Below are 23,278 nucleotides of genomic sequence, written 5' to 3'. Positions count from 1 at the left end.
TACACGCTATGCGCGCGCCGGCACGCATGACGGCGCTTGGCGCGAGCGCGCGCTGCGTGCGCGCGAGCAGGCGCTCATTCTAACGCCGGCCTCGCCCGCGCGCCGCCAGCGAAGCAGGCGCTGAAAGAGGGCGCGGCGCGGTGGCGGCGTTGCAAGCGCGAGCGCGCGCTCGCCGGTAAACTCGTGTATTCGACAGAACAATCAACGGAGCTGGAGATGTCGCCGAAGGACTTGCTGCTTGCGCTCGTGGTCGTGCTGGCGTGGGGCGTGAATTTCGTGGTGATCAAGGTGGGACTGCACGGCGTGCCGCCGCTTCTGCTCGGCGCGCTGCGCTTTCTGCTGGCGGCGTTTCCAGCGGTGTTGTTCGTGAAGCGCCCGAAATTGCCGCTGCGCTGGCTGCTCGCTTACGGCGCGACGATCTCGTTCGGGCAGTTCGTATTCCTCTTCACCGCCATGTATGTGGGCATGCCCGCCGGGCTCGCCTCGGTCGTGCTGCAGGCGCAGGCCTTCTTCACGCTCGTGTTCGCGGCGGTCTTCCTCGGCGAGCGCTTTCGCGCGCAGAACGTGATCGGCCTGCTGGTCGCGGCGGCCGGGCTCGCGGTGATCGGGCTGCAGTCGTCCGCGGCCGCGGGTGCGGGGGCCCAGACGATGACCGCCGCCGGCTTCGTGCTCACCTTGTGCGCGGCCTGCATGTGGGCGCTCGGCAACATCGTCACGAAGAAGGTGGGCCAGGTGGATCTCGTCGGGCTCGTGGTGTGGGCGAGCCTGATTCCGCCGCTGCCGTTCCTCGTGCTCTCGTACTTCATGGAGGGACCGCAGCGCATCGAGGCGGCGTTGGCGGGCATCGGCGTCGATTCGATCGGCGCGATCGTCTATCTCGCGTTCGTGGCCACCTTGCTCGGCTACAGCCTCTGGAGCCGGCTGCTCTCGAAGTATCCGGCCAGCCAGGTCGCGCCGTTCTCGCTGCTCGTGCCGATCGTCGGGCTTGCCGCGGCCGCGCTGCTGCTCGGCGAGCGCCTCTCCGCCGCGCAGATCGGCGGCGCCGCGCTCGTGATGGCGGGGTTGGCCGTGAACGTGTTTGGCGGCTGGGCGAGGGCGCGGCTCGCGTCGACAGGCTCGGTGCGCTCCTGAGCGGGGCGGCACACGATTGCCCGCTGCGGATGTGAAAACGCCGCGTACCTTTTTGCAGGCACGCGGCGTATCGAAGAAGGGCTCTTTCAGAAGCTCATGGCAATTCGATCTGGACGTCGAACGGCGCGAGGCTCGACGCTATTTCTTTCAAATGACTTCCGAACCTGTACAGGCAAACCACCTTGCCGGTACGCTCGGCATTATCCGCATTGTTGCATGCGTAGAGTTTATTGAAGTCCGGAAGGATCTCGAGGAATGTATAGCGCGGGTCCGGTGTCTGCGTCTTTCGGATGTAGACATCGGGCATGCCGAAATCGGTTTTCAGATAGTTCAAGAGCAGCGCGGGATAGTCCGGGCTCTTTTTGTGTTGAGCAATAAAGACGTCGTTCAGTCCGACCGTATCCAGGAATTTCTTCCCCGAAGCGGCGGCGAGTTTGCCCGCCTCCGGAGAGGCAATGATGATGCCGTCGATTTTTCCGAGCGCTTCGCCCATCTGCTGGAAATCGGTGTGGTCGGCTCGCAGAAACACGACGTCCTTCTTTTCCGAAAAGAGATTGGCGCTATTGCCGAGTGCCACCAGGATCGTGACCATGATGATCAGGAGGTGGCGTCGACCCTCGAGCAGGCCGGATTGTTCGGTGGCATCGAAGAAGTGAATCACAGCGAACGCCATGCCGATCTGCAATGGCAATTTGAATCGGAAGCCGATGTCCATGATCGGCAGGACGGTGAACAGATACGCAAAATAGACCGCGCACGCGACATAGATCGGCAGATACTTTCTGGAGCTGCGCAAGCCGGTCAGCGTAATGGAGAAGATGGCGAGGAAGACCAGTGGGAGCAAATCGCCGAAAAATTTCAGCTGATCGCCGAAGAGATGGATGTAGGCTTGCGCGGGCAGGCGCCCCAGCAGCAGATCGCTCAGCGCGAGTTTCAGACTGGCCGAGAGGGGCAAGGCGGTGCCGGTCGAGACCTTGGCGAGCAAGAGTGAGATGAGACTGGCGGCAAGGACGCCGCCAAGCAGTGCAAGACCGCTTTTTGCACGCTCCGTTCTGTTGGCGTCCAGCAACACGAGTTGCGAGAGGTAGAGCGAAACAGGGAAGAGCGGTAGATCCGGTCTAACCAGAAAAGTAAATCCTGAGAACAATCCCAGCAGCAACGATTCTTTCAGTGAGCCGCGGCAATAGTGCAAGAAATAAACGGAAAGCGCGACGAAGAAAACCGTAATCGATGTCTCGAGCCCGTTGCCTGAAGCTCTCAGAAAGAAGGGGCAGCTGATAATGGGAATCAGGGCACAAACTGCAACCCACCGGTTACCGGGCTTCAAACTGCGGACAGCGGCTGCATAGACCGTCACCAGCGTCAGAATGGCAAAAATCAGGCCGGAATAAGAGTTGACGGAGACAACGTTGCCTTTCGTCAGGCGCGCGACCGCGGTAATGAGGGTGACCCATGCCAGACCCGTGGTGCCCTGCACCGGCGCCGAATGCTGGTTCCACTCATAGAGAAAACCATCGACGCCATTCTGGGCGTAGCGGTCCATGATGTAGCTATCTTCAAAGTCGGCTGGAAACGGCATCACATAGCGCGCCATACCAACAAAGGTGATGAGCGCCAGAAGCAGCAGCAGATATCTGTATTGATTGAGTTTCATCGTGAACCCCCTCATCGACCAAACCTGCAAAATTCAGCCCGATTCCGCGCGCGACCCGAGGCACCCGTTCGGCACGGCCAATCTAGCAGCAGACCACCGGCCACTATGTGCGCTGGGTAACGTCGCATCACGGGGTGCGATCGGCAGTGCACTTATGCGGAAAGTCGTTTGAAAGCAGTGGTGATGCGGGGATTTGCCGGTGCGCCAGAAGGCATCGGCGATTGACGGCGTGAATGAGGAAGGGGCCAGGTGGGAAGCGGCGCGCGTTGACACCGCGCGCCGCTTTCATCATTACGTCATGCGGCTCTTCGCGAGCGGCGGATTCGCCGCGAAGTAGCGCTTGATGCCCTTGAGGATGGCGTTCGCCATCTTGTCGCGATAGGCGTCGTCGTTGAGCTTCTGCTCTTCCTCGGGGTTGCTGATGAAGGCCGTCTCTACGAGGATCGACGGAATGTCGGGCGCCTTGAGCACCGCGAAGCCCGCCTGCTCGACCGAGCCCTTGTGCAGCTTGTTGATCTCGCCGACCTCGTTGAGCACGAAGCCGCCGTAGCGCAGCGAGTCGCGGATCTGCGCCGTGGTCGACATGTCGAACAGCGCCCGGTTCACGGAAGCGTCCGCCGTCTTCACGTTGATGCCGCCGATCTGGTCCGACGAGTTCTCCTTGGTCGCCATCCAGCGCGCGGCCGCGCTCGATGCGCCGTGCTCCGAAAGCGCGAACACCGACGAGCCGCGCGCGGCCGGCGTGGTGAATGCATCGGCGTGGATCGACACGAAGAGGTCGGCGCCCACGCGGCGCGCCTTTTGCACGCGCACGTTCAGCGGTACGAAGAAGTCGGCGTCGCGCGTCATCATCGAGCGCATGTTGGGCTGCGCGTCGATCTTCGCGCGCAGCTTCTTCGCGATGTCGAGCGCGATGTGCTTCTCGTACGTGCCCGCGCTGCCGATCGCGCCGGGATCCTCGCCACCGTGACCCGGATCGATCGCCACCGTCAGCAGGCGCGTGGTGCCGCCCTTGCTGGTCTTGGGCGTGGTGAAGCCGTAGTTGTCGTCGGCCTGGTCACTGCTGTCGTCGCCGCTGTTGCTTTGGGCGATGACAGGCGGCTTCGGCGCCGGCTTCGGACGCGGCAGGATCGTTGCGGGCGGCACCAGCGGCGTTGGGCGCGGCACCGAGGGCGCTGCCGACGCGCCAGGTGTGGCCGCGCCCGCGTCGTTCTGCGCATAGCGCTCGAAGAAGGCGTCGCTGTTGTCGTGCGCCGGTGCGTTGTTGGGGCCCGCGAGCGTGGAGGGCGGCGCAGGCGGCGCGCTATCGTGCATCGCCGCGCGCGCGTCGAGTTGCTGTTGCTTGCGCTCGGTCTGCGCGAGCAGGTCCATGAGCGGATCGGGCGCGACCGCGGGATAGAGGTCGAACACGAGCCGGTACTTGTACGAGCCCACCGGCTGCAGCGTGAAGACCTGGGGCTTCACCGCGCCCTTGAGGTCGAACACCATGCGCACCACGTTCGGCTGATACTGGCCCACGCGCACGGCCTGGATCTGCGGATCGTTCGGCGTGATCTTGGAGACGAGATTCTTGAGCGCGTCGTCAAGGTCGAGGCCGCTCAAGTCGACGACGAGCCGGTCGGGACCCTGCAGCAATTGCTGCGTGTTCGAGAGCGGCTGATCCGATTCGATGGTCACGCGCGTGTAGTCGCGCGCGGGCCACACACGCACGCCGATCACCGAGGTCGCCCATGCGAGGCGCGGTGCCGTGACCGAGAGGCCGAGCACCAGCGTGGAGGCGCCCGCCTTCAGAATCTGCCGGCGCCGCCAGTTGTGCGTGGCGGTGGCCGCGGATTCGATCGAGCGGAACGGTTTGATTAACATCTTTCTAGACATGCCTTTCCTGATGCGCTGTATGCGTACGCGGTGAGCACGCGGCCTTCACCGTCCCGTCCCGGTTCGAGCTGGAACACGAGATCGGGTACGCCGAGCAGGCCGCCCGCGCGTTGCGGCCATTCGACGAGACACACTGCTCCTTGTGCGAAATATTCGCGAAAGCCGGCGTCGGCCCATTCGGCCGGGTCGCTGAAACGATAGAGATCGAAGTGATAGAGCTGGAGTTCCCCACTCGCCGTGCTCACCGTGTAAGGCTCGACGAGCGTATATGTCGGGCTGCGTACGCGGCCGGCGTGGCCGAGCGCGCGCAGCGAGGCGCGCACGAGCGAAGTCTTGCCCGCGCCCAGGTCGCCGAACAGCTGCACGTGCAGGCCGTTGAATGGCACAACGCTGGAGGCGGCAGATTCGCTGACTGGATTTTTTTGCGCAGCGCCGGCGCTCTGGCCGGATTCTTGCGTGCGCAGGCCCTCGAGCGCGTGCGCAAAGCGCGCGCCGAACGCATCGGTGGCGGCTTCGTCCGCGAGCTCGAAGCGGCGCTCGAACCGTATCGGCGCGGCGGGCAGGCTCGCGGGGTCGTGTCCGGGCATGTCGGGTGTTCCGGGCATTCTCGTAAAATAGCGTAATGAATCCCTCGCATTCCCCTTCGAACCCGGTGCACCACGAAACGCACGAAGTACACGATCAGCACGAAGTGCACGATCTGGTCGATGCGCGCGCGCCGGTCAGGACGTCCGCGAAAGTGCCCGCGCATTCGACTGCGTCGGGCGTTGCTACGCCGGGCGTCGGCACGATGGCGTCGCGCAATGAGGCCGCGCCGCTGGACGAAGCGGCGCTGGCCGCGCTCGCGACACGCATCCGCGCATGGGGACGCGAGCTGGGGTTCGGTGCGATCGGTATCAGCGACACCGACCTTTCTCATGCCGAGGCGGGCCTTGCCGCGTGGCTCGAGGCGGGCTGCCATGGCGAGATGGATTATATGGCCAAACATGGGATGAAACGCGCGCGGCCCGCAGAGCTTGTGGCCGGTACGCGACGTGTCATCACCGCGCGCATGGCGTATTTGCCCGCCGCGACGCTTGCTGGCGCGGCGCACGTCGGGGCCCAGGCCGAAGCGCGAGGCGCGGGCGAGCACGAGGACTGGCGCAGGCGCGAGCACGCGCGTCTGGCCGACCCGTTTGCGGGCGTGGTGTCGATCTACGCACGCGGCCGCGACTATCACAAGGTGATGCGGGCGCGGCTGCAGCAGCTTGCCGAGCGCATCGAGGCCGAGATCGGCGCCTTCGGTTTTCGCGTCTTCACCGATTCCGCGCCGGTGCTCGAAGTCGAGCTCGCGCAGAAGGCGGGCATCGGCTGGCGCGGCAAGCATACGTTGCTGTTGCAGCGCGACGCGGGCTCGCTGTTCTTTCTCGGCGAAATCTACGTGGACGTGCCGCTGCCCGCCGATGCGGAAGACACGCAAGATCCCGCCGCGCATGCGCCCGAACAGCCCGGTGCGCATTGCGGCAGCTGCACGCGCTGCATCGGCGCGTGCCCGACAGGGGCGATCACCGGGCCGTACCGCGTCGATGCGCGGCGCTGCATTTCCTACCTGACGATCGAATTGAAGGGCAGCATTCCCCTGGAATTGCGCGAGCTGATCGGCAATCGTGTCTATGGTTGCGACGACTGCCAGCTCGTGTGCCCGTGGAACAAGTTCGCGCAGGCCGCGCCGGTGGCCGACTTCGACGTGCGCCACGGGCTCGACCGCGCGAGTCTCGTCGAGCTGTTCGGCTGGAGCGCCGCGCAATTCGACGAACGCATGCAGGGCAGCGCGATCCGGCGCATCGGCTACGAATGCTGGTCGCGCAATATCGCCGTGGCGATGGGCAATGCACTGCGCGCGACGCGCGAGAATGCAGGCGCTGGCGGCCAGCCGCATGATGCGCAGGATGGGCGCGCGGCTATTGTCGCGGCATTGCGCGCGCGCGAGCACGACGCGTCGGCGCTCGTGCGCGAGCATGTGCAATGGGCGCTGGAAGCAGCTTAGACTGGCGTGGGCATGGAGATTTGCATGCGCTAAGGAGAGGTTACGATGTTCAACGCGGTAATCGATGCACCGTTCGGCAAAGTCGGCATTCGCACCGCCGATGGCGCCGTGCGCGAGATCGTCTATCTGCCCGAATCCACGCATTCGGTCGACCCCGATTGCGCGCTCGCCGAGCGCGCGGCCGCGCAGATCGTGCATTACTTCGCGAGCGCGCAAGCGGAGTTCGACTTGCCGCTCGCGCCGCGCGGCACGGCTTTTCAGCGCAGCGTATGGGACGGCATCTGCGCAATCGAGGCGGGTGAGGTGCTCACCTATGGCGCGCTCGCGAAGCGCATCGGCAGCATCAGCGCGCGTGCGGTGGGACAGGCGTGCGGCTCGAATCCTTTTCCGATCGTGATTCCATGCCATCGCGTGGTGTCGGCGAGCGGCATCGGCGGCTTCGCGCATCACGGCGGCGACGGTTTCTTTCGCGACGTGAAGCGCTGGCTCCTCACCCATGAAGGCGTCAACATCCGATGAGTGCCACGCGCGCACGCGCGAGGCACGCAGGAATCGGCGCAAGAGCGCGGCAAAAGGGAACACTTGGACGATCAAAACGATAACGGCGCCGGCAACCATGTCGATAAGGATGCCGATAACGACGCCGATCACGACCTCGAATACGGCATCGACGAAGACGAACAAGATCACGTGATGGATGTGATGCCCGGTGCGCCAGACAGTGGCGAAGCAACCGCGCTTGCGCCTGCCGCCGCGCAGGCGCTCGCCACGAGCCTGCTCGCCATCGACACGTTCTGCGACGCCATGTGGCTCGAGCACGGTCTCTCGCGCAACACGCTCGATGCCTACCGGCGCGATCTGCGCCTGTTCGCCGAGTGGCTCGCGCACGCGCGCTCGCTCGCTCTCGACACGGTCCACGAGGACGATCTGCTCGCCTATAGCGCGCGCCGCAAGGACGACAAGTCGACCTCGGCGAACCGGCGTCTTTCGGTTTTCCGGCGCTACTACGGCTGGGCGCTGCGCGAGCAGCGCGTGAGTACGGACCCGACGGTGCGCGTGCGCTCGGCGAAGCAGGGGCCACGCTTTCCTTCGACGCTCACCGAAGCGCAGGTCGAGGCGCTGCTGAACGCGCCCGACGTGGCCACGCCGCTCGGCCTGCGCGACCGCACGATGCTCGAGCTGATGTACGCGAGCGGCTTGCGCGTGACCGAACTCGTCACGCTCAAGACGGTCGAGGTGGGCCTGAACGAAGGTGTCGTGCGCGTGCTCGGCAAGGGTTCGAAGGAGCGCCTGATTCCGTTCGGCGAAGAGGCGGCGGCCTGGATCGCCCGCTATCTGCGCGAGGCGCGGCCCGCGCTGCTCGGCGCACGCACGGCCGATGCCCTGTTCGTCACCGCGCGCGCCGAAGGCATGACGCGCCAGCAGTTCTGGCACATCATCAAGCGCCACGCGCTCAATGCGGGCGTGCACGCGCCGCTCTCGCCGCACACGCTGCGCCATGCGTTCGCCACGCATCTGCTCAATCACGGCGCGGATCTGCGCGTCGTGCAACTGCTGCTCGGCCATAGCGACATCTCCACGACGCAGATCTATACACACGTCGCGCGCGAGCGCCTGCGGCTCTTGCACGAGATGCATCATCCGCGCGGGTAGAATGCCCGCCATGAGCAAATCGAAACACGTCTCCGAAACGCCCGCCACGCAGATGCTGCGCCGCGCGGGCGTCGCGTTCGGCGAGCATCCCTACGAGTACGTCGAGCACGGCGGCACGGGCGAATCCGCGCGCCAGCTCGGCGTGGACGAGCATCGCGTCGTGAAGACGCTCGTGATGGAGGACGAGCACGCCAAGCCGCTGATCGTCCTCATGCACGGCGATTGCAAGGTCTCGACCAAGAACCTTGCACGGCAGATTGGCGTCAAGCGCGTCGAGCCCTGCAAGCCCGAAGTCGCGAACCGTCACTCGGGTTATCTGGTGGGCGGCACGTCGCCGTTCGGCACGAAGAAGGCGATGCCCGTCTACGTCGAATCGACCATCCTCGAACTCGACCAGGTCTGGCTCAACGGGGGCAGACGCGGCTATCTCGTTAGCCTCGCGCCCGCAGTGCTCACGACGCTGCTGGGCGCAAAGCCGGTGCAGTGCGCGAGCGTCGACTGACGCCAGACGTGACGACGCCCGGCGGGGCGACGCCCGGCGTGGAGTGATATCCGGCGTGGACTAATGCCCGGGGCGGTGCCCGGTTTGGTGGCCAGGTCAGCGTCCCAATGCGGCGGGTACGCTCCCCGATTTCCCGGATTACCCTGGGATGGCGGCAAGGGCCGCCCGCGCTTCGGTAGAATGAGCGCCTTCGCGCGCGCATCCCCGCATCCCACAGCATCACCTTAGGGCCGCCGCGCCTCGTTTCTCTTCCTTCGGGTTTCGTGCATGTACAACCTGTTTGTCGCCGTTGCTGCCTATCTGATCGGCTCGATTTCGTTCGCCGTGGTCGTGAGCACCGTCATGGGCCTCGACGACCCGCGCTCCTACGGCTCCGGCAACCCGGGCGCGACCAACGTGCTGCGCAGCGGCAACAAGAAGGCCGCCATCCTCACGCTGATCGGCGACGCCTTCAAGGGCTGGCTCGCGGTCTGGCTGACAGCGCACTTCGGGCCGCGCTTTGGCCTTGGCGAGACGGCCGTCGCCTTGTCCGCCATTGCGGTGTTCCTCGGCCATCTCTACCCGGTGTTCTTCCGCTTCCAGGGCGGCAAGGGCGTGGCGACCGCCGCGGGCGTGCTGCTCGCCGTGAATCCGGTGCTCGGGGGCGCGACGTTGCTCACCTGGCTGATCGTCGCGTTCTTCACGCGCTATTCCTCGTTGGCGGCGCTTGCGGCCGCCGTGTTCGCACCGCTCTTCGATGTCTTCCTGTTCGGCACGCACGTGATGGCGCTCGCGATTCTCGCGATGAGCGTGCTGCTGTTCTGGCGCCATCGCGCCAATATCTCGAAGCTCATGAACGGCACCGAGAGCCGTATCGGCGACAAGAAGAAGGCGGCTGCGGCCAGCAAGTAAGGGCCGCTTCGTTCTCAGGTCGTCTTTCTTCGTCCCGCGTTTTTCGGTTTCGACCCGCTTCGGCAGATTGCGGCTCGCCCTCTGTGCGAGCCGCTTTTGTATTTCTCTGCGACAACCTTCCGCCACATTCGTGGCTGCCTCCAGCGGTCCGCCATCTGAGCCGCCGCTGCCTTCGCTTTCTCTGACTCGCCACGCATCGTTCGGCTCCCGCCTTGCCAGCCGAGCGCGGATCGATCCGTTCGTGCCCCGATAAATCCGATTCAAGTCCTTCGCGGCGAACGCCGTAAACGCGTGGGTTATCCCTTATCCCTAGACGTACCGCATTCGATTCACTCATTTCCCTACGGCGCTTCCCCAACTATGTTCACCACAATTCGTGCGCGCATCGTCGCGCTATGCGTCGTAATCGTCGTCGTGGCGCTGGCGGCCAACACCGCGCTCGACTATTTCGTTGCCGACTCGCACAACCAGGATTCGATCGACGCCACGCTCACGGCCGTCGAGGACGGCCACGCCCAGGGTATCGATGAATGGGTCGCGAGCCACGCGCGGATGATCGATTCGCTGCAGGACGCGGTGCTCCAGCCCGATCCGGTGCCCATGCTCAAGCAGATTGCCGCAGCGGGCGGCTTCACCGACGTCTACGTGGGCTACCCCGACAAGACCGCGAAGTTCGGCGACTCCGCCGGCATTCCCGCCGACTACGATCCGACCGGCCGCCCCTGGTATCAGCAGGCCGTCTCGGCGGGCAAGGCCGTGGTGACGCCGCCTTATCTGGATGTGGCCACCGGCAAGCTCGTGGTGTCGTTCGCCGAGCCCGTGATCCGCGACGGCGCGCTGAAAGCCGTCGTGTCCGGCGACGTCGTGATGGACAGCGTGATCGCCAACGTGCGCGCGATCCATCCGACGCCCGCGAGCTTCGGGATGCTGATCGACGGCGCGGGCCAGATCGTCGCGCACAACGACCCGAAGCTCACGCTCAAGCCCGTGACGGACATCGCGCCCGAGCTGGCCGGCGACAAGCTGGCGGCGCTCTTTTCGTCGAGCGCGCCGATCAAGGTCGACGTGGGCGGCGACACCAAGCTGATGCGCGCGCAGCCGATCGCGGGCACCGACTGGCGCGTGGTGGTCGCGCTCGATCGCGCCGACGCCACGGCGGGCATGCGCTCGCTGCTCACGGCCTCGCTCGGCGCGCTGGTGGTGATCGCGGTGATCGCGGCCCTGGTGGTGGGGGCGGTGGCGACGGTGTCGTTCCAGCGCCTCTCGCGCGTGCGCGACGCGATGGACGCCATCGGCAAGGGCGAGGGCGATCTCACGCAGCGCCTGCCCGCGGTGGGCAACGACGAAGTCGCGCAGATCGCGCGCGCGTTCAACGTGTTCATGGACAAGCTGCGCGACGTGATGCGCCATATCCGCGACGCGAGCGAATCGGTGCGCACCGCAAGCGACGAAATCGCGGCGGGCAACCTCGACCTCTCGGGCCGCACCGAGTCGGCGGCGGCGAGCCTCGAAGAAACGGCGGCCTCGATGGAGCAGATCACGGCGACGGTCGCGCAGTCCGCGAACGCGGCGCAGCAGGCGGACGTGACGGCGTCGTCGGCTTCGGCGGTGGCCTCGCGTGGCGGCGCGGTGATCTCGGATGTGGTCGACACGATGGGCGCGATCGAGAACGCCTCCGTGAAGATCGCCGACATCATCGGCGTGATCGACGGCATCGCGTTTCAGACCAACATTCTCGCGCTGAACGCGGCCGTGGAAGCGGCGCGCGCGGGCGAGCAGGGCCGCGGCTTCGCGGTGGTGGCGGGCGAGGTGCGCAGCCTCGCGCAGCGCAGCGCCCAGGCGGCCCGCGAGATCAAGGCGCTGATCGAGTCGACGGTGGCGAGCGTGAGCTCGGGCTCGCAGCTGGTGCGCCGCGCCGGCGAGACGATGGACGAGATCGTGGCGAACGTGTCGAACGTGACCACCATCATTTCCGAGGTGACGAATGCGGCGGGCGAGCAGACGCGCGGCATCCAGGAGGTGAACCGCGCGGTGAGCCAGCTTGACGAGATGGTCCAGCAGAACGCGGCGCTCGTCGAGGAGTCGACCGCGGCGGCCGCGGCGCTGCGCGGCCAGGCCGCGAACCTCGCGCAGGCAGTGGGGCAGTTCAAGCTCGATTGAGTCTTCGCGGTAGTCCGCGAGACGGCGGCAGGAACTGGGCGGCGCTGCGGCGCCGCATTGCTTTGCTTCGTCGCGGGCCACCGGCATGGTCCGACGAAAATGTGCCGTGAGGCGCGGAGATTGCAAACATGGCTAGATCCTGGCGTAAAAGGGCGGGTTGTTGCTCGTAGACTGGAACCCTTGCGTCATTTGCGCTACGCGAACACGGCCACCGGGCCATTTCCGCGCGACGAGGCGCCCGCTCGGCGCGAATGGCCACGCGGGGACCGCCACCCTTGTGCCGGCATGTGCAGAGACTGGGGATCGGAGACGCTGAACAGCGGCAAGGATCGTCTTGGCGACATTGACCTGTCCAAAGCGAGGCTCCGCGAAGAACGGGAGCGTGCGGCAGGGCGCGCGGGTGTGAACCCGGGGCGCGTGCCGTCAGAACAGGATGGAGACCGATGACGACCGTAAGCGACCTGGCGATGCCCGCCATCGAGCCACCGGCTGCCGCGGCATCGCCGCGGTCGATCCGCGCGGCGCATTCGATCTTTCACGAACCTTGGTGGCTCGATATTGCCACCCAGGGGAGCTGGGCGCTTGCGGTGGTCAAGCAGAACCGCGAGATCATCGGCGAGATGCCGTACGCCGTCGCGCGCACGCATCTATGGCGCGTTTCCCATTTGCCGCCGCTCACCCGCACGCTCGGGCCCGTGATCAAGCCGGTGACCGGCAGCGCTTCCCGCCAGATGCACCATCGGCTCGATGTCACGTCGCGGCTCATCGACCAGTTGCCCGAATGCGACAGCTTCTTCCAGCTGCTCGATCCGCGCGTCGACGATGCGATCGCCTTTGCGCTGCGCGGCTTCACGGTGTCGGCGCGCTACACGTTGCGGATCGCCGCGCACTGCACGCTCGACGAAGCGTGGGCGCGTCTCGACAGCAAGACGCGCAACGTGATCCGCAGTGCCGAGCGCGAGCTGACGATCGCGCCGGAGCTGTCGCCCGCCGAGTTCCTGGCCTTCTACGACACCAATCTTGCCGCGCGCTCACGCAGCAACGCGTACGGCGCGACGGTCATGCGCGAGCTCGTCGACGCCTTTGTCGAGCGCAAGGCGGGGACCCTGCTCGGCGCGTACGGGCCGGGCCCGAGGCTCGTCGCCGCGATAGGGCTCGTGTGGGACCATCAGGCGATGTACTACCTGCTGTCGTCGCGGGCGCAGGACGCGCACTGCGGCTCGATCAGCCTGCTGCTCTGGACGGGCGTGCGCAGCGCGCTCGAGCGAAGGCTGATCTTCGATTTCGATGGCTTTTCGAGCCCGTCGACCTTCAACTTCCTCAGCGCCTTCGGCGCGACGCTCACGCAGCGCCTGGGTGTCGAGCGGCTCGGCACGGCCTACCTGCTGACACGCACGCTCAAGCGCCGGCTCGCGCCAGGGAAGGTTTTCGCGCCCAATCTGTGAGCGTTCGAAGGACGGTGGACGGCACGCGCGCCGCATGGCGCGAACCGGTCAGACGAGCTCTTGCCGCGCGTGGCTTCGCGCGTCGCGCGTGGTGACCTCGGCGAGCGCCAGCGCGCTCGACGCGAAGAGCAGGGGCGTCCAGCGCCGGATCGCGGTCTGCGCGTCGGCCGCGAAGCGCTCGCGCAGCACGCGGTCGCTGCCGAGTTCGCCAATGCGTCGCGCCAGCGCCGGCACGTCATGGGGTTCCACGACGAAGCCGTTCACGCCGTCGACGACCACTTCGTCGGCTACGCCGCAGGTACGCGTGACAATCGCCGGGCAGCGGGCCGCGAAGGCTTCGTTCACGCACAGCCCCCATTGATCGAATTCGCTCGCGAGCACGACAAAATCAGCAAGCGCGTACACGTTCGCCATGTCCTGATTGGCGAGCGAGGTGAGAATCGTCACATGCGGTGCGAGCCCGTGCGCGGCGATGCGCTCGCGCAGTTGCGTCTCGAGGGGGCCCTGGCCGACCAGCACGAGCCCGATATCCTGGCTGCAGACGCCCGCGTCACGGTAGGCGTCGATCAGCACATCGACGTTCTTGCGCGCGACGAAGCGGCTCACGCAAAGCAGATAGCGCCGGGGTAGCCCGAAGCGGGTGCGCACGGCGTCGGCGTCGTCGCGCGCCGCCTGCGCGAGACGGGAAAAACGTTCGACGTCGATCACGTCGAAGCCGATGCGCGAACGCTCCATGGGAATGCCGAGCGAGTGCGCGTAGCGGCGATGCTTCTCGCCCGCGACAAGCGCACCGTCGAAGCGGCTCACGACGAGTTGCTTCAGTCGTTCCTTGGTGCGGATCCGCACGCCGTCGTCGGCCTTCGAGTCGGACATGTAGATGAGCCTGAAGCGCCGCGTGACGAGCCTGAGCAGGCACAGGACCGACGAATAGCTGGTGTTGTAGCCGAGCGTGATGATCACGTCCGGCATGAACTTGCGCACGATCGCAATCAGGCGTGCAATGGCGCGCGCGCCGAGGCCGTCTCTGTCGTCGCCGTCTTCGACCAGCGTTTGCGCCAGCTGCGGCCGGCCGGCGAAGAACGCGGCGCGGCGCTCCTGTGGGAAACCATAGACGCCGGAACGCGGGAAAACCTCGAGCAGCGCCACTTCGTGCCCTTGGCCGGCGCCGGCGCTGACGAGGGCCTCATAGCGGGGGACGTGATAGTCACCCAGGTGGCCGATAACGAAGAGAATGCGCATGGACAATGGCCGCTCACGATAGAGTGGGTGGAGCGCCGCGACGGGGCGTGACGGTGTGTCTGCCCGGTGATCGTCTAACCTTCAGAATGGCCCTCGCAGTGCCACGCCGCTCGCGCTGTCAGCCAGGCAAGCAGCGGTTTCACCCTTTCAGGCATCGTAATCCCTGAGCGAAGCCCGCGCGAAATCTCGCAGTGCAATGTCCGCGATCAACGAGCACTTGTCTGAATTGGCGGGGCTCGTTTGCGTTGGCGGACCCATCCGGCTGCGCGGATCCGATCCGCCGTCCCGTTTTTCGCCTTGACATGCAACTGCAAGGTTGTGTAATCGGGCCCATAAAGACGACGTCGGCTTCGAGCGCAAGCACGCCGTCGAAGGAGAAGGAGGCAGCCATGAGCAGTGAGGACCGCGTAAGACATGCCACAGCCCACGCGGAGCGCGCAGGCGAGAGCGGCGAATCGACGTTCGTCTATGTCACGTTCATCCGCACCACGCCCGAGGCGCTCTGGACGGCGCTCACGAGCCGCGCGTTCACTGAGCGCTACTGGTTCGGGATGCATCATGAATGCGACTGGCAAACGGGCTCGCCATGGTCGCTACGTTTCGCAGACGGCCGCGTGGCCGATTCGGGCGAGATCGTCGAGTCGGATGCGCCGCATCGTCTCGTGATCCGCTGGCGCAACATGTTCCGCCCGGAGTTGAGCGCCGAGGGCGATTCCCTGTGCACGCTTCAGATCGAGCCGGTGGAGTACGCCGTGAAGCTCACGGTCACGCACTGCATGGGGCGCCCGGGCTCGAAGTTCATCGAGGCGGTGTCGGGCGGCTGGCCGCGCATCCTGTCGAATCTCAAGACGCTGCTGGAGACGGGCGAGGCGCTGATGCCGCTCGTCGCGGCGGACGACTAGCGCAGCAGGGCAGGGCGGCATCGAAGAGGCGGCGGGCGCCGCCTCTTTGTGAGCGATCCCGGGACAAGCCGGGACCGAGGCCACGAATCAGTCGCGGAAGTTATTGAAGTCGAGCGGGGTATCGGTCACGTCCTTGCGCAGCAAGGCGATCACGCTCTGCAGATCGTCGCGCTTGGCGCCCGTGACGCGCACGGCGTCGCCCTGGATGCTCGCCTGAACCTTGATCTTGCTTTCCTTCACGAGCTTGACGATCTTCTTGGCGAGGTCTCCCGAGACGCCCTTCTTTACCGTGATGACCTGCTTGACCTTGTCGCCGCCGATCTTCTCGATCTTGCCGTAGTCGAGGAAGCGCACGTCCACATTGCGCTTGGCCATTTTCGAGACCAGCACGTCCTTCACCTGGCCGAGCTTGAAATCGTCGTCGGCGAACGCGGTCAGTTCGCGTTCCTTTTGCTCGACGCGCGAATCCGAGCCCTTGAAGTCGAAGCGCGTGGAGATCTCCTTGTTGGATTGCTCGACGGCGTTCTTCACTTCGATCATGTTGGCTTCGCTGACGACGTCAAACGATGGCATTGCTTTCTCCCAAAAGTGCGAGTGGCGCGCGGGCTGCACGAATCGTGCGCTAGCGTGCCGCAGCCGTGCTTTCCGGCTGCCTTTACGGCGATATGCCCAGTACTCGCTATAATCACGGACCGACGCTATTTTACCGGCGCCGTCGTGTTTGCCCAAGGCTGCGCGCTGGCGGCCCCGCAACCAGTGTGCCTGCGCCCGGTCACAGGTCTATTCATCGGTTCGCGTAGCTTCTTGCACTCGATGACGCGTGCTTGCCACGGCACCGCGTTTTCCCGTGTGCGCTTTTCGTTTCTGCGCCCGTTTTTCCGTCTTCGGCTTTTTCGTGTCACATCCACCCTCGATGCCCGTTTCCGCCACGTCCGTCGATCCGTCCCCGGTGTGGTTCGCCGCCGGCTATCCGCTGCGCGCTCATAACACCTTCGGCTTCGATGTGCGCGCACACCTCGCATGCCGTATCGAGAGCGAGGCGGATCTGCTTGCCGCCGTGCGGGATCCGCGTGCCGAGGGCCTGCGCACGCTCGTGCTGGGCGGCGGCAGCAACGTCGTGCTCACGCGCGACTTCGACGGCCTCGTGCTGCTTGTCGCGCTGGCGGGCAAGCGTGTGACGCGCGAGGACGACGACGCCTGGTACGTCGAAGCCGGCGCCGGCGAGAACTGGCACGATTTCGTGGCGTGGACGCTCGAAGCGGGCATGCCGGGCCTCGAGAACCTCGCGCTGATCCCGGGCACGGTGGGCGCGGCGCCCATTCAGAATATCGGCGCCTATGGGCTGGAAATGGCCGAGCGCTGCGCGAGCGTGCGCGCGATCGAGCTTCAGTCCGGTGCGGCACGCGAGTTCGACGCGGCCGAATGCCGCTTTGGCTATCGCGACAGCTTTTTCAAGCGCGAAGGGCGCGACCGTTTTGTGATTACCTCGGTGACCTTCCGGCTGCCTAAGGTATGGCACCCGAACGCCGGTTACGCCGACCTCGCGCGCGAACTCGCGCAACGCGGGTTGCCCGAGGCGCAATGCGCGCGCGACGTGTTCGACGCCGTGGTGGCGGTGCGTCGCGCGAAGCTGCCCGATCCGCTCGAGCTCGGCAACGCGGGCAGCTTTTTCAAGAATCCGGTGATTGACGCGCCGCAGTTCGACGTGCTCATCGCGCGCGAGCCGCACATCATTTCGTACCGCCAGGCCGACGGCCGCGTGAAGCTCGCCGCGGGCTGGATGATCGATCAGTGCGGCTGGAAAGGGCGCGCGCTGCGCGCGGCGGCCGTGCACGAGCGGCAGGCGCTCGTGCTCGTGAACCGCGGGGGCGCCACCGGCAACGATATCCTCGAACTGGCCCAGGCGATCCGCCGTGACGTGCTCGTGCGTTTCGGCGTGGAGCTCGAGCAGGAACCCATCAGCCTGTAGCCCCGCCTGCCACCGCACTTGCAGCCGCGCACGTAGCCGATTCCGGCGCACGCGCGGCTTTCTTGCTTCTGGGCACCCGCTTGGGGCTTCATTACGCCGCGCTGTGCTGCGTGGCGAACACGGGCCCTTGCACGAAGCGCACGTCGTATTGCTGCAGCTGCTCGAACTGTGCGGCGTCCACCACGCGATTGAAGATCAGCGGCATGCGCAGCCGCGCCGCATAGCTCACGAGCGGCTTCACCATCGAATCGCGCAGGGCCGCGCTCGCATCCATCTTCACGAAGTCGAGCCGCGCCATGTCGGACACCGAAAGAATCTGCCCCGCGTTGGGCAGATTGCCCGCCACCTTGAATCCATAGCGCTGGTAGCTCTTCGTCAGATAGCCGACGAAGGTCCGATGTGCGACTGCCGCCGCCGGCAATTCGATCACCACACGCCCCGGGTTCAGGCCGAACGACACCAGCACGTTAGAGAAGTGCCGCCCGTGGTCGTATTTCACGCTCTTGAGCAGCCGCTCGTGCACGCGCAGAAAGAGCAGCCCATGCTGCTGCGAGCCGAGAAAGTTGATCGTGTGCAGCACGCGCACGCAGCGGTCGAGCGCGACGAGCTCGGGGTCGTCGAGCGTATCGTCGAACGGGTCGAAGGGCTCGGCCTTGCCGTCCTGCTCGCGCAGCGTCACCGCCTGGTAGCCGAGTTCGTCGCCGAAGCGCGAGGCCAGCGCGAGATCCGCCGTGAGCGACTGCGCGCCGCCGTGCACGCTGATGTCGTAGATCGGCTCGTAGGCGCTCAGGAGCTCCACGCCGTGGCGGCGCGCGACGGCTTCGGCGCGGTGCGTGCCGGTGCCCAGCGTCAGATGCTCGCCGAGAAACGGGTGGTCGGCGGCGCGGGCGACGAGCTCGGGAATGGTCGGAGCAATCATGACGCGAAAGTGAGGTGGCGACAGGCGTAACGAGATCAACGCGGGCAAGCGGCCCGCGGCGCTTCAGTGGTTGCGGCTACGGGGCCGCATGGCTTGATGGTAGCAGCCCGGGGCGCTCCAGCATGCACCGATTAGTGATAACGATATCCATGCGGGAGCAGATTTCCGGCGTGCGAGGGCGGCTATTAGGGTTTACGTGGAATTTCACTAATCATAATCCGTTTTACTATTCGTAAATCGCGCGACGGGTTCTGTCGGAGGAAGCCGACGCGTCTTGCCCGTAGAACCGGATCATTCGTGCTGCCCCGAGGTCGCCCACCCAGGCGACTGCGGCGCGGCGGAACGTGGAGAGACAGTGATGAACGCACCCTTGCGGGACGCAACCGAGGCGGCAGCAGGAAAAAGCGCCGCGAGCGCGGTGGCCGACGGCTATATGAGCGGCTTCGGCAACGAATTCGCCACCGAGGCGCTGCCCGGCGCCTTGCCCGACGGCCAGAACTCGCCGCAGCGCTGTGCCTACGGCCTTTATGCCGAGCAGCTTTCGGGCACGGCCTTCACGGCGCCGCGCTCGCACAACCGCCGCACGTGGTTCTATCGCATCCGTCCGGGCGCAGTGCACCAGCCGTTCACGCCGCTCACCGCGCGCGCGAGCGTCGATGGCGCCAAAGGCAGTGCGCCGCGCCTCGTCGCCGATTTCGGCGACGTGCCGCCCACGCCGCCCAACCAGCTGCGCTGGGATCCGCTGCCGATGCCCACCGAACCGACCGACTTCATCGACGGCTGGGTGACGATGGCGGGCAACGGCTCGGCGGCCTCGATGAGCGGCTGCGCGATTCACCTGTACGCGGCGAACCGCCCGATGGTCGACCGCTTCTTCTACAACACCGACGGCGAGCTCCTGATCGTTCCGCAGCAAGGACGCCTTGCGATCGCGACCGAGATGGGCAAGCTCGAGCTCGAGCCGTTCGAGATCGCCGTGATCCCGCGCGGCGTGCGTTTCCAGGTCGACCTGCCCGATGGCGAGGCGCGCGGCTATATCTGCGAGAACTTCGGCGCGCTGCTGCGGCTGCCCGACCTGGGCGTGATCGGCTCGAACGGCCTCGCGAATCCGCGCGACTTCCTCACGCCGCGCGCGGCCTACGAGGACCGCGAAGGGCAGTTCGAACTCGTCGCGAAATTGAACGGCGAGCTCTGGCGCGCCGACATCGGCCATTCGCCGCTCGACGTGGTCGCGTGGCACGGCAACTACGCGCCGTACAAGTACGACCTGCGCCGCTACAACACCATCGGCTCGATCAGCTATGACCACCCGGACCCGTCGATCTTCCTCGTGCTGCACGCGCCTACCGACACTCCGGGCGTCGACTCGATCGACTTTGTGATCTTCCCGCCGCGCTGGCTCGCGGCTGAGAACACCTTCCGTCCGCCCTGGTACCACCGCAACGTCGCGAGCGAGTTCATGGGCCTCGTGCACGGCGTCTACGACGCCAAGGCCGAAGGCTTCGTGCCGGGCGGCGCGAGCCTGCACAACTGCATGTCGGGCCATGGCCCCGACGCCGAGACCTTCGAGAAGGCTTCGAGCGCCGATACGTCGAAGCCGCACAAGGTGGCCGACACGATGGCGTTCATGTTCGAGACCCGCACGCTGATCCGTCCGACGCGCTTCGCGCTCGAAACGGCGCAGCTGCAGGCGCATTACTACGAGTGCTGGCAAGGCCTCAAGAAACACTTCAATCCGGAGAAGCCATGAGCAACCCCATCCCCGCCGATCTGCAGGCGACGCTCGATCCGCAGCGCAAGAGCTGGATCGACAGCGCAAACGACGCAGCCTGCGATTTCCCGATCCAGAACCTGCCGTTCGGCGTGTTCAGCACGGCAAGCAACGCGAATGCGCGCGTGGGCGTGGCGATCGGCGATTCGGTCGTCGATCTGGCGGTGCTGCACGAGGCCGGATTGCTGCGCCTGCCCGCCGGATCCGCCGCTGCGCAGAACGTCTTTGCGCGCCCCGCGCTGAACGATTTCATCGCGCTGGGCCGCGATGTGTGGCGCAGCGTGCGCGTGCAGCTTGCGTCGCTGCTCGCCCGCGAAACGGCAACGTTGCGCGACGACGCCGGGCTGCGCCAGCGCACGTTCGTGAAGCTCGCCGACGCGAAGCTGCATCTGCCCGTGGAGATTCCCGGCTATACGGACTTCTATTCGTCGAAGGAGCACGCGACGAATGTGGGCTCGATGTTTCGCGATCCGAAGAATGCGCTGCTGCCGAACTGGTCCGAGATGCCGATCGGCTATAACGGCCGCGCTTCGTCGGTGGTGGTGAGCGGCACGCCGGTGCGCCGTCCCAACGGCCAGTTGAAGCTGCCCGATCAGGAGCGCCCCGTGTTCGGCGCGTGCCGCAAGCTCGACATCGAGCTGGAGACGGGCTTTATCGTCGGGCGTGGCAATGCGCTCGGCGAGCCCATCGCGTGCGAGCAGGCCGAGGAGCATATCTTCGGCATGGTGCTGCTCAACGACTGGAGCGCGCGCGACATCCAGCAGTGGGAATACGTGCCGCTCGGACCGTTCAATGCGAAGACCTTCGCCACCACGATCTCGCCGTGGATCGTGACGCTCGATGCGCTTGAGCCGTTCCGTGTCGCGCAGCCGGCGCAGGAGCCGCAGCCGCTCGAGTATCTGCGCCACGCGGGAAATCACGCGTTCGATATCGGGCTCGAAGTGCTGCTGCGTCCCGCAGGCGCGAGCGAGGCCACCACGATCGCGCGCACGAATTTCCGCCACATGTACTGGACGATGGCGCAGCAGCTCGCGCATCACACGGTGGCCGGCTGCAATACGCGCGTGGGCGATCTGATGGGCTCGGGCACGATCTCGGGCCCGACGCCCGATTCGTTCGGCAGCCTGCTCGAGCTCACGTGGAACGCGAAGAACCCGCTCGAACTCAAGAGCGGCGGCACGCGCGGTTTCATCGAAGACGGCGACGAACTCACGCTCGCGGGCTGGTGCCAGGGTGAGGGCTATCGCGTGGGCTTCGGCACGTGTGTCGGCACGATTTTGCCGGCGCTGAAGTAGTCGAGCCGATATGGCGACAGTTGTCCGTCGCCATACGCACGACGGCCGTTACGCTGAGAGGCGCATCGGCCGTTGTCGTTTTTACAGGCTGGCGACCGCCTGTTGCGGATTGGCGACGGCCGTTACGGCACGCGTTTCATGTCCGGCTGCCAGGAGCAACGCGGCCGGCGACATGGCATCGAGGCTTGCTCGCAGCCCTGCAGCCTGTGCGGAAAGTGTTCGCCATTCGTCGACCAGCAACTGTGCGAGCGGTGTCGTGTGGCACGGTGCGTGTTGTCCGAGTCGCGTGATGATGAAGTCAATTGCCTCGAGCGTATCGTGCAGGCGATGACCATACACAGGCTCATGATGGGCAATCCGGTTGCGTGTCTGGTAGATCCGCTCGAGTTGGACTGCGACGTCCGCTCGTCGCAGTGCCTTGTCGGGAAAAACACGCTTGAGCACGGGTCGCCAGAGCGACGATTCATATTCGGCCGAGAAGAGTCGCTTCCAGAAATACAGCGTCAACTGGGCGATCACTTGACCGTTTGGGACCGCAAGAGACTGCTGCCGAATCTTCGCGTGCCGTTCATGCGTCAGCCCCGATGGCACGCCATTGCGGAACAGCCTGTCATCGATAGCCCCCTTTTGTGCGGTATCCATCTTTGTATATGCGGCACGTTGCGCGCTGGCAATCGCTTCGCCAATCCGCGTTTTTTCCTGGTCGCGCCAGCCGAATGGCGCAGGTGGATCACGCAGCCAGTTGGTGGTGCCGAAGTGACTTGTGAGATGGTCGCAGATGGCGTTGCGCAGAGCGATCTCCACGACGGCTGTCACGCACATCAGGGTTCCCGCGACCTGCAGTGTTTGCTGATGAAGCGCTATAGCCTGCCGGGGAGCGCCCGCGAGCGCCAGGAATGTGCCGAGTCGCTCTCCGGATAGCAGAAGGGTGATGGCGGCCAAGGTGTCATCGGAGAGCTCCATTGACCGTGTGTCCTGTTTTCCGTAAGATGGCTGGCGATAAGTCGGGATCAGTGTCGGCAGCTGCCTTCGGGTAAGCGGACCCCCGGCTTCCTGCTGCAGGGGCGCCACTTCGGTGGCGCCCTTTTATTTGTGCGCCGAGCATGCGCAACAGCTTGGGGGTGAAAGTCCCCTGTCCAGCCTGATGGGGCGAAGAACTAGCGAAACGCAAGGGCGCCGTCGTGAGGCGGGGTCTGAAGGAAGCGTGTAGCAAAGCCACGACCTGACGAACAGAAACCAGATACGAGGCCTACCCAGTCGGACGAGCGAGCAAGTGATCGCGAAGTCCACAACCATCAAGGGCTGGGGTGGTAAATCTGGCAGGCGTGTGGTGAAGGCGGTTGGGCTTACCTCGGGAGGCCTGCCCGGTGTCCTGGAATCAGGACTGAACAGCCCGCAAGGGGCGTTGATCGCCGTGCAGGAGTCAGCAGACGGCATAGTACGGCGGCAACGTCGGAAGGCCTGAACGGAAAGGAGCGGCGAGTAAGCCGGAGAACTCGGCATGGGAGCGCAGCAGAAAACGCACCGCGTCCTTGATAGCGGAGGAAGGGGTGAAGCCCCGGTGGCTGCTGATCGAGGGGCTGAACCTATGGCGGCGAACCCCGAGCCTGAAAGCCCGTCGGCTTGTGGCCGACTGATGGAAGAAGTCTGCGAAAGGGAGAACCTGAAGCAGGCGTTGAAGCGTGTGAAAGCGAACAAGGGTGCACCGGGCGTGGACGGCATGACGGTTCAGGCCTTACCGGCGTACCTGCGTGAGCATTGGCCGTCGATAAGGGAAACGCTGCTGAACGGCACGTACAAGCCCCAACCTGTGAGACGGGTCGAGATACCCAAGCCGGACGGAGGT

The 23,278-nt window shown here is 65.5% G+C and carries 19 protein-coding genes and 1 pseudogene; 13 read left to right on the top strand and 7 right to left on the bottom strand.

The window, feature by feature from the left end; translation table 11 throughout:
* Positions 1-216 precede the first annotated feature (216 nt).
* The gene (locus tag BO1_RS01750) at positions 217-1,131 is read left to right on the top strand and encodes an EamA family transporter (RefSeq protein ID WP_028216071.1); all 915 of its coding nucleotides are present in this window, start codon (positions 217-219) and stop codon (positions 1,129-1,131) included.
* Positions 1,132-1,225: 94 nt separating this feature from the next.
* Here BO1_RS01750 and BO1_RS01745 read toward each other — a convergent pair whose 3' ends face one another.
* The 3 genes from BO1_RS01745 to tsaE form a co-directional block, all read right to left on the bottom strand.
* Positions 1,226-2,785 (bottom strand): hypothetical protein, encoded by a 1,560-nt coding sequence (locus BO1_RS01745; protein ID WP_028216070.1) that lies wholly within the window; start codon positions 2,783-2,785, stop codon positions 1,226-1,228.
* Between the two features lie 291 nt (positions 2,786-3,076).
* Positions 3,077-4,660, bottom strand: coding sequence for an N-acetylmuramoyl-L-alanine amidase (locus BO1_RS01740; RefSeq protein WP_028216069.1), 1,584 nt, complete (start codon positions 4,658-4,660; stop codon positions 3,077-3,079).
* Positions 4,642-5,247 (bottom strand): tRNA (adenosine(37)-N6)-threonylcarbamoyltransferase complex ATPase subunit type 1 TsaE, encoded by a 606-nt coding sequence (gene tsaE / locus BO1_RS01735; protein ID WP_043283593.1) that lies wholly within the window; start codon positions 5,245-5,247, stop codon positions 4,642-4,644. The genes BO1_RS01740 and tsaE overlap by 19 nt, the downstream gene beginning before the upstream one ends.
* 203 nt (positions 5,248-5,450) lie before the next feature.
* Between tsaE and queG the strand changes: the two genes are divergently transcribed.
* The 7 genes from queG (at position 5,451) to BO1_RS01700 (ending at position 13,337) form a co-directional block, all read left to right on the top strand.
* A complete protein-coding gene (queG, locus tag BO1_RS01730) occupies positions 5,451-6,686 on the top strand; it encodes a tRNA epoxyqueuosine(34) reductase QueG (RefSeq protein WP_028216068.1) in 1,236 nt (411 codons plus the stop codon).
* A gap of 45 nt (positions 6,687-6,731) precedes the next feature.
* Positions 6,732-7,205 (top strand): methylated-DNA--[protein]-cysteine S-methyltransferase, encoded by a 474-nt coding sequence (locus tag BO1_RS01725; protein ID WP_028216067.1) that lies wholly within the window; start codon positions 6,732-6,734, stop codon positions 7,203-7,205.
* Positions 7,206-7,388: 183 nt separating this feature from the next.
* Positions 7,389-8,339: a site-specific tyrosine recombinase XerD gene (gene xerD / locus BO1_RS01720; protein ID WP_028216066.1), complete on the top strand. Its 951-nt coding sequence runs from the start codon at positions 7,389-7,391 to the stop codon at positions 8,337-8,339.
* A 10-nt stretch (positions 8,340-8,349) separates the two neighbouring features.
* On the top strand, positions 8,350-8,841 hold the full coding sequence (locus BO1_RS01715; protein WP_028216065.1) for an aminoacyl-tRNA deacylase: 492 nt from the start codon (positions 8,350-8,352) through the stop codon (positions 8,839-8,841).
* Positions 8,842-9,108: 267 nt separating this feature from the next.
* On the top strand, positions 9,109-9,732 hold the full coding sequence (plsY, locus tag BO1_RS01710) for a glycerol-3-phosphate 1-O-acyltransferase PlsY (protein WP_028216064.1): 624 nt from the start codon (positions 9,109-9,111) through the stop codon (positions 9,730-9,732).
* Between the two features lie 360 nt (positions 9,733-10,092).
* Positions 10,093-11,892, top strand: a complete 1,800-nt coding sequence (locus BO1_RS01705; protein ID WP_028216063.1) for a methyl-accepting chemotaxis protein — start codon at positions 10,093-10,095, stop codon at positions 11,890-11,892.
* Between the two features lie 443 nt (positions 11,893-12,335).
* Positions 12,336-13,337 carry a GNAT family N-acetyltransferase gene (locus tag BO1_RS01700; protein ID WP_245643682.1) on the top strand — a complete coding sequence of 334 codons (1,002 nt, stop codon included), beginning with the start codon at positions 12,336-12,338 and terminating at the stop codon, positions 13,335-13,337.
* 48 nt (positions 13,338-13,385) lie between these two features.
* Here BO1_RS01700 and BO1_RS01695 read toward each other — a convergent pair whose 3' ends face one another.
* On the bottom strand, positions 13,386-14,576 hold the full coding sequence (locus tag BO1_RS01695; RefSeq protein WP_028216061.1) for a glycosyltransferase family 4 protein: 1,191 nt from the start codon (positions 14,574-14,576) through the stop codon (positions 13,386-13,388).
* 389 nt (positions 14,577-14,965) lie between these two features.
* On the opposite strand from BO1_RS01695, the gene BO1_RS01690 reads away from it, so the two are divergent.
* Positions 14,966-15,478 (top strand): SRPBCC family protein, encoded by a 513-nt coding sequence (locus tag BO1_RS01690; RefSeq protein ID WP_084687722.1) that lies wholly within the window; start codon positions 14,966-14,968, stop codon positions 15,476-15,478.
* An 87-nt stretch (positions 15,479-15,565) separates the two neighbouring features.
* On the opposite strand, the gene BO1_RS01685 is transcribed toward BO1_RS01690, so the two are convergent.
* A complete protein-coding gene (locus BO1_RS01685) occupies positions 15,566-16,051 on the bottom strand; it encodes a YajQ family cyclic di-GMP-binding protein (RefSeq protein ID WP_028216059.1) in 486 nt (161 codons plus the stop codon).
* Positions 16,052-16,391: 340 nt separating this feature from the next.
* Between BO1_RS01685 and murB the strand changes: the two genes are divergently transcribed.
* A complete protein-coding gene (murB, locus tag BO1_RS01680; RefSeq protein ID WP_043283589.1) occupies positions 16,392-17,447 on the top strand; it encodes a UDP-N-acetylmuramate dehydrogenase in 1,056 nt (351 codons plus the stop codon).
* 91 nt (positions 17,448-17,538) lie between these two features.
* Here murB and BO1_RS01675 read toward each other — a convergent pair whose 3' ends face one another.
* Positions 17,539-18,366 (bottom strand): EAL domain-containing protein, encoded by an 828-nt coding sequence (locus BO1_RS01675; protein WP_028216057.1) that lies wholly within the window; start codon positions 18,364-18,366, stop codon positions 17,539-17,541.
* A gap of 433 nt (positions 18,367-18,799) precedes the next feature.
* Between BO1_RS01675 and hmgA the strand changes: the two genes are divergently transcribed.
* Both hmgA and fahA read left to right on the top strand, forming a co-directional pair.
* On the top strand, positions 18,800-20,116 hold the full coding sequence (gene hmgA, locus BO1_RS01670; protein WP_043283587.1) for a homogentisate 1,2-dioxygenase: 1,317 nt from the start codon (positions 18,800-18,802) through the stop codon (positions 20,114-20,116).
* Positions 20,113-21,432, top strand: coding sequence for a fumarylacetoacetase (fahA, locus tag BO1_RS01665; protein ID WP_028216055.1), 1,320 nt, complete (start codon positions 20,113-20,115; stop codon positions 21,430-21,432). The genes hmgA and fahA overlap by 4 nt, the downstream gene beginning before the upstream one ends.
* A gap of 81 nt (positions 21,433-21,513) precedes the next feature.
* On the opposite strand, the gene BO1_RS49300 is transcribed toward fahA, so the two are convergent.
* Positions 21,514-22,395 carry a hypothetical protein gene (locus BO1_RS49300; RefSeq protein WP_156992082.1) on the bottom strand — a complete coding sequence of 294 codons (882 nt, stop codon included), beginning with the start codon at positions 22,393-22,395 and terminating at the stop codon, positions 21,514-21,516.
* 625 nt (positions 22,396-23,020) lie between these two features.
* On the opposite strand from BO1_RS49300, the pseudogene BO1_RS01655 reads away from it, so the two are divergent.
* Positions 23,021-23,278, top strand: a pseudogene (locus BO1_RS01655) (group II intron reverse transcriptase/maturase); the annotation flags it as partial.

It is taken from the genome of Paraburkholderia oxyphila NBRC 105797, from assembly GCF_000685075.1.
GTDB classification, from domain to species: Bacteria; Pseudomonadota; Gammaproteobacteria; order Burkholderiales; family Burkholderiaceae; genus Paraburkholderia; species Paraburkholderia oxyphila.
Note: the sequence above shows the minus strand (reverse complement) of the source record. Positions and strands in the feature narration are given on the sequence as shown.

Excerpts from the sequence above, each read along its gene's own strand:
- BO1_RS01750 (WP_028216071.1), top strand. The coding sequence starts at position 217 with ATGTCGCCGAAGGACTTGCTGCTTGCGCTCGTGGTCGTGCTGGCGTGG.
- BO1_RS01745 (WP_028216070.1), bottom strand. The coding sequence starts at position 2,785 with ATGAAACTCAATCAATACAGATATCTGCTGCTGCTTCTGGCGCTCATC.
- BO1_RS01740 (WP_028216069.1), bottom strand. The coding sequence starts at position 4,660 with ATGTCTAGAAAGATGTTAATCAAACCGTTCCGCTCGATCGAATCCGCG.
- tsaE (WP_043283593.1), bottom strand. The coding sequence starts at position 5,247 with ATGCCCGGACACGACCCCGCGAGCCTGCCCGCCGCGCCGATACGGTTC.
- queG (WP_028216068.1), top strand. The coding sequence starts at position 5,451 with ATGGCGTCGCGCAATGAGGCCGCGCCGCTGGACGAAGCGGCGCTGGCC.
- BO1_RS01725 (WP_028216067.1), top strand. The coding sequence starts at position 6,732 with ATGTTCAACGCGGTAATCGATGCACCGTTCGGCAAAGTCGGCATTCGC.
- xerD (WP_028216066.1), top strand. The coding sequence starts at position 7,389 with ATGCCCGGTGCGCCAGACAGTGGCGAAGCAACCGCGCTTGCGCCTGCC.
- BO1_RS01715 (WP_028216065.1), top strand. The coding sequence starts at position 8,350 with ATGAGCAAATCGAAACACGTCTCCGAAACGCCCGCCACGCAGATGCTG.
- plsY (WP_028216064.1), top strand. The coding sequence starts at position 9,109 with ATGTACAACCTGTTTGTCGCCGTTGCTGCCTATCTGATCGGCTCGATT.
- BO1_RS01705 (WP_028216063.1), top strand. The coding sequence starts at position 10,093 with ATGTTCACCACAATTCGTGCGCGCATCGTCGCGCTATGCGTCGTAATC.
- BO1_RS01700 (WP_245643682.1), top strand. The coding sequence starts at position 12,336 with ATGACGACCGTAAGCGACCTGGCGATGCCCGCCATCGAGCCACCGGCT.
- BO1_RS01695 (WP_028216061.1), bottom strand. The coding sequence starts at position 14,576 with ATGCGCATTCTCTTCGTTATCGGCCACCTGGGTGACTATCACGTCCCC.
- BO1_RS01690 (WP_084687722.1), top strand. The coding sequence starts at position 14,966 with ATGAGCAGTGAGGACCGCGTAAGACATGCCACAGCCCACGCGGAGCGC.
- BO1_RS01685 (WP_028216059.1), bottom strand. The coding sequence starts at position 16,051 with ATGCCATCGTTTGACGTCGTCAGCGAAGCCAACATGATCGAAGTGAAG.
- murB (WP_043283589.1), top strand. The coding sequence starts at position 16,392 with ATGCCCGTTTCCGCCACGTCCGTCGATCCGTCCCCGGTGTGGTTCGCC.
- BO1_RS01675 (WP_028216057.1), bottom strand. The coding sequence starts at position 18,366 with ATGATTGCTCCGACCATTCCCGAGCTCGTCGCCCGCGCCGCCGACCAC.
- hmgA (WP_043283587.1), top strand. The coding sequence starts at position 18,800 with ATGAGCGGCTTCGGCAACGAATTCGCCACCGAGGCGCTGCCCGGCGCC.
- fahA (WP_028216055.1), top strand. The coding sequence starts at position 20,113 with ATGAGCAACCCCATCCCCGCCGATCTGCAGGCGACGCTCGATCCGCAG.
- BO1_RS49300 (WP_156992082.1), bottom strand. The coding sequence starts at position 22,395 with ATGGAGCTCTCCGATGACACCTTGGCCGCCATCACCCTTCTGCTATCC.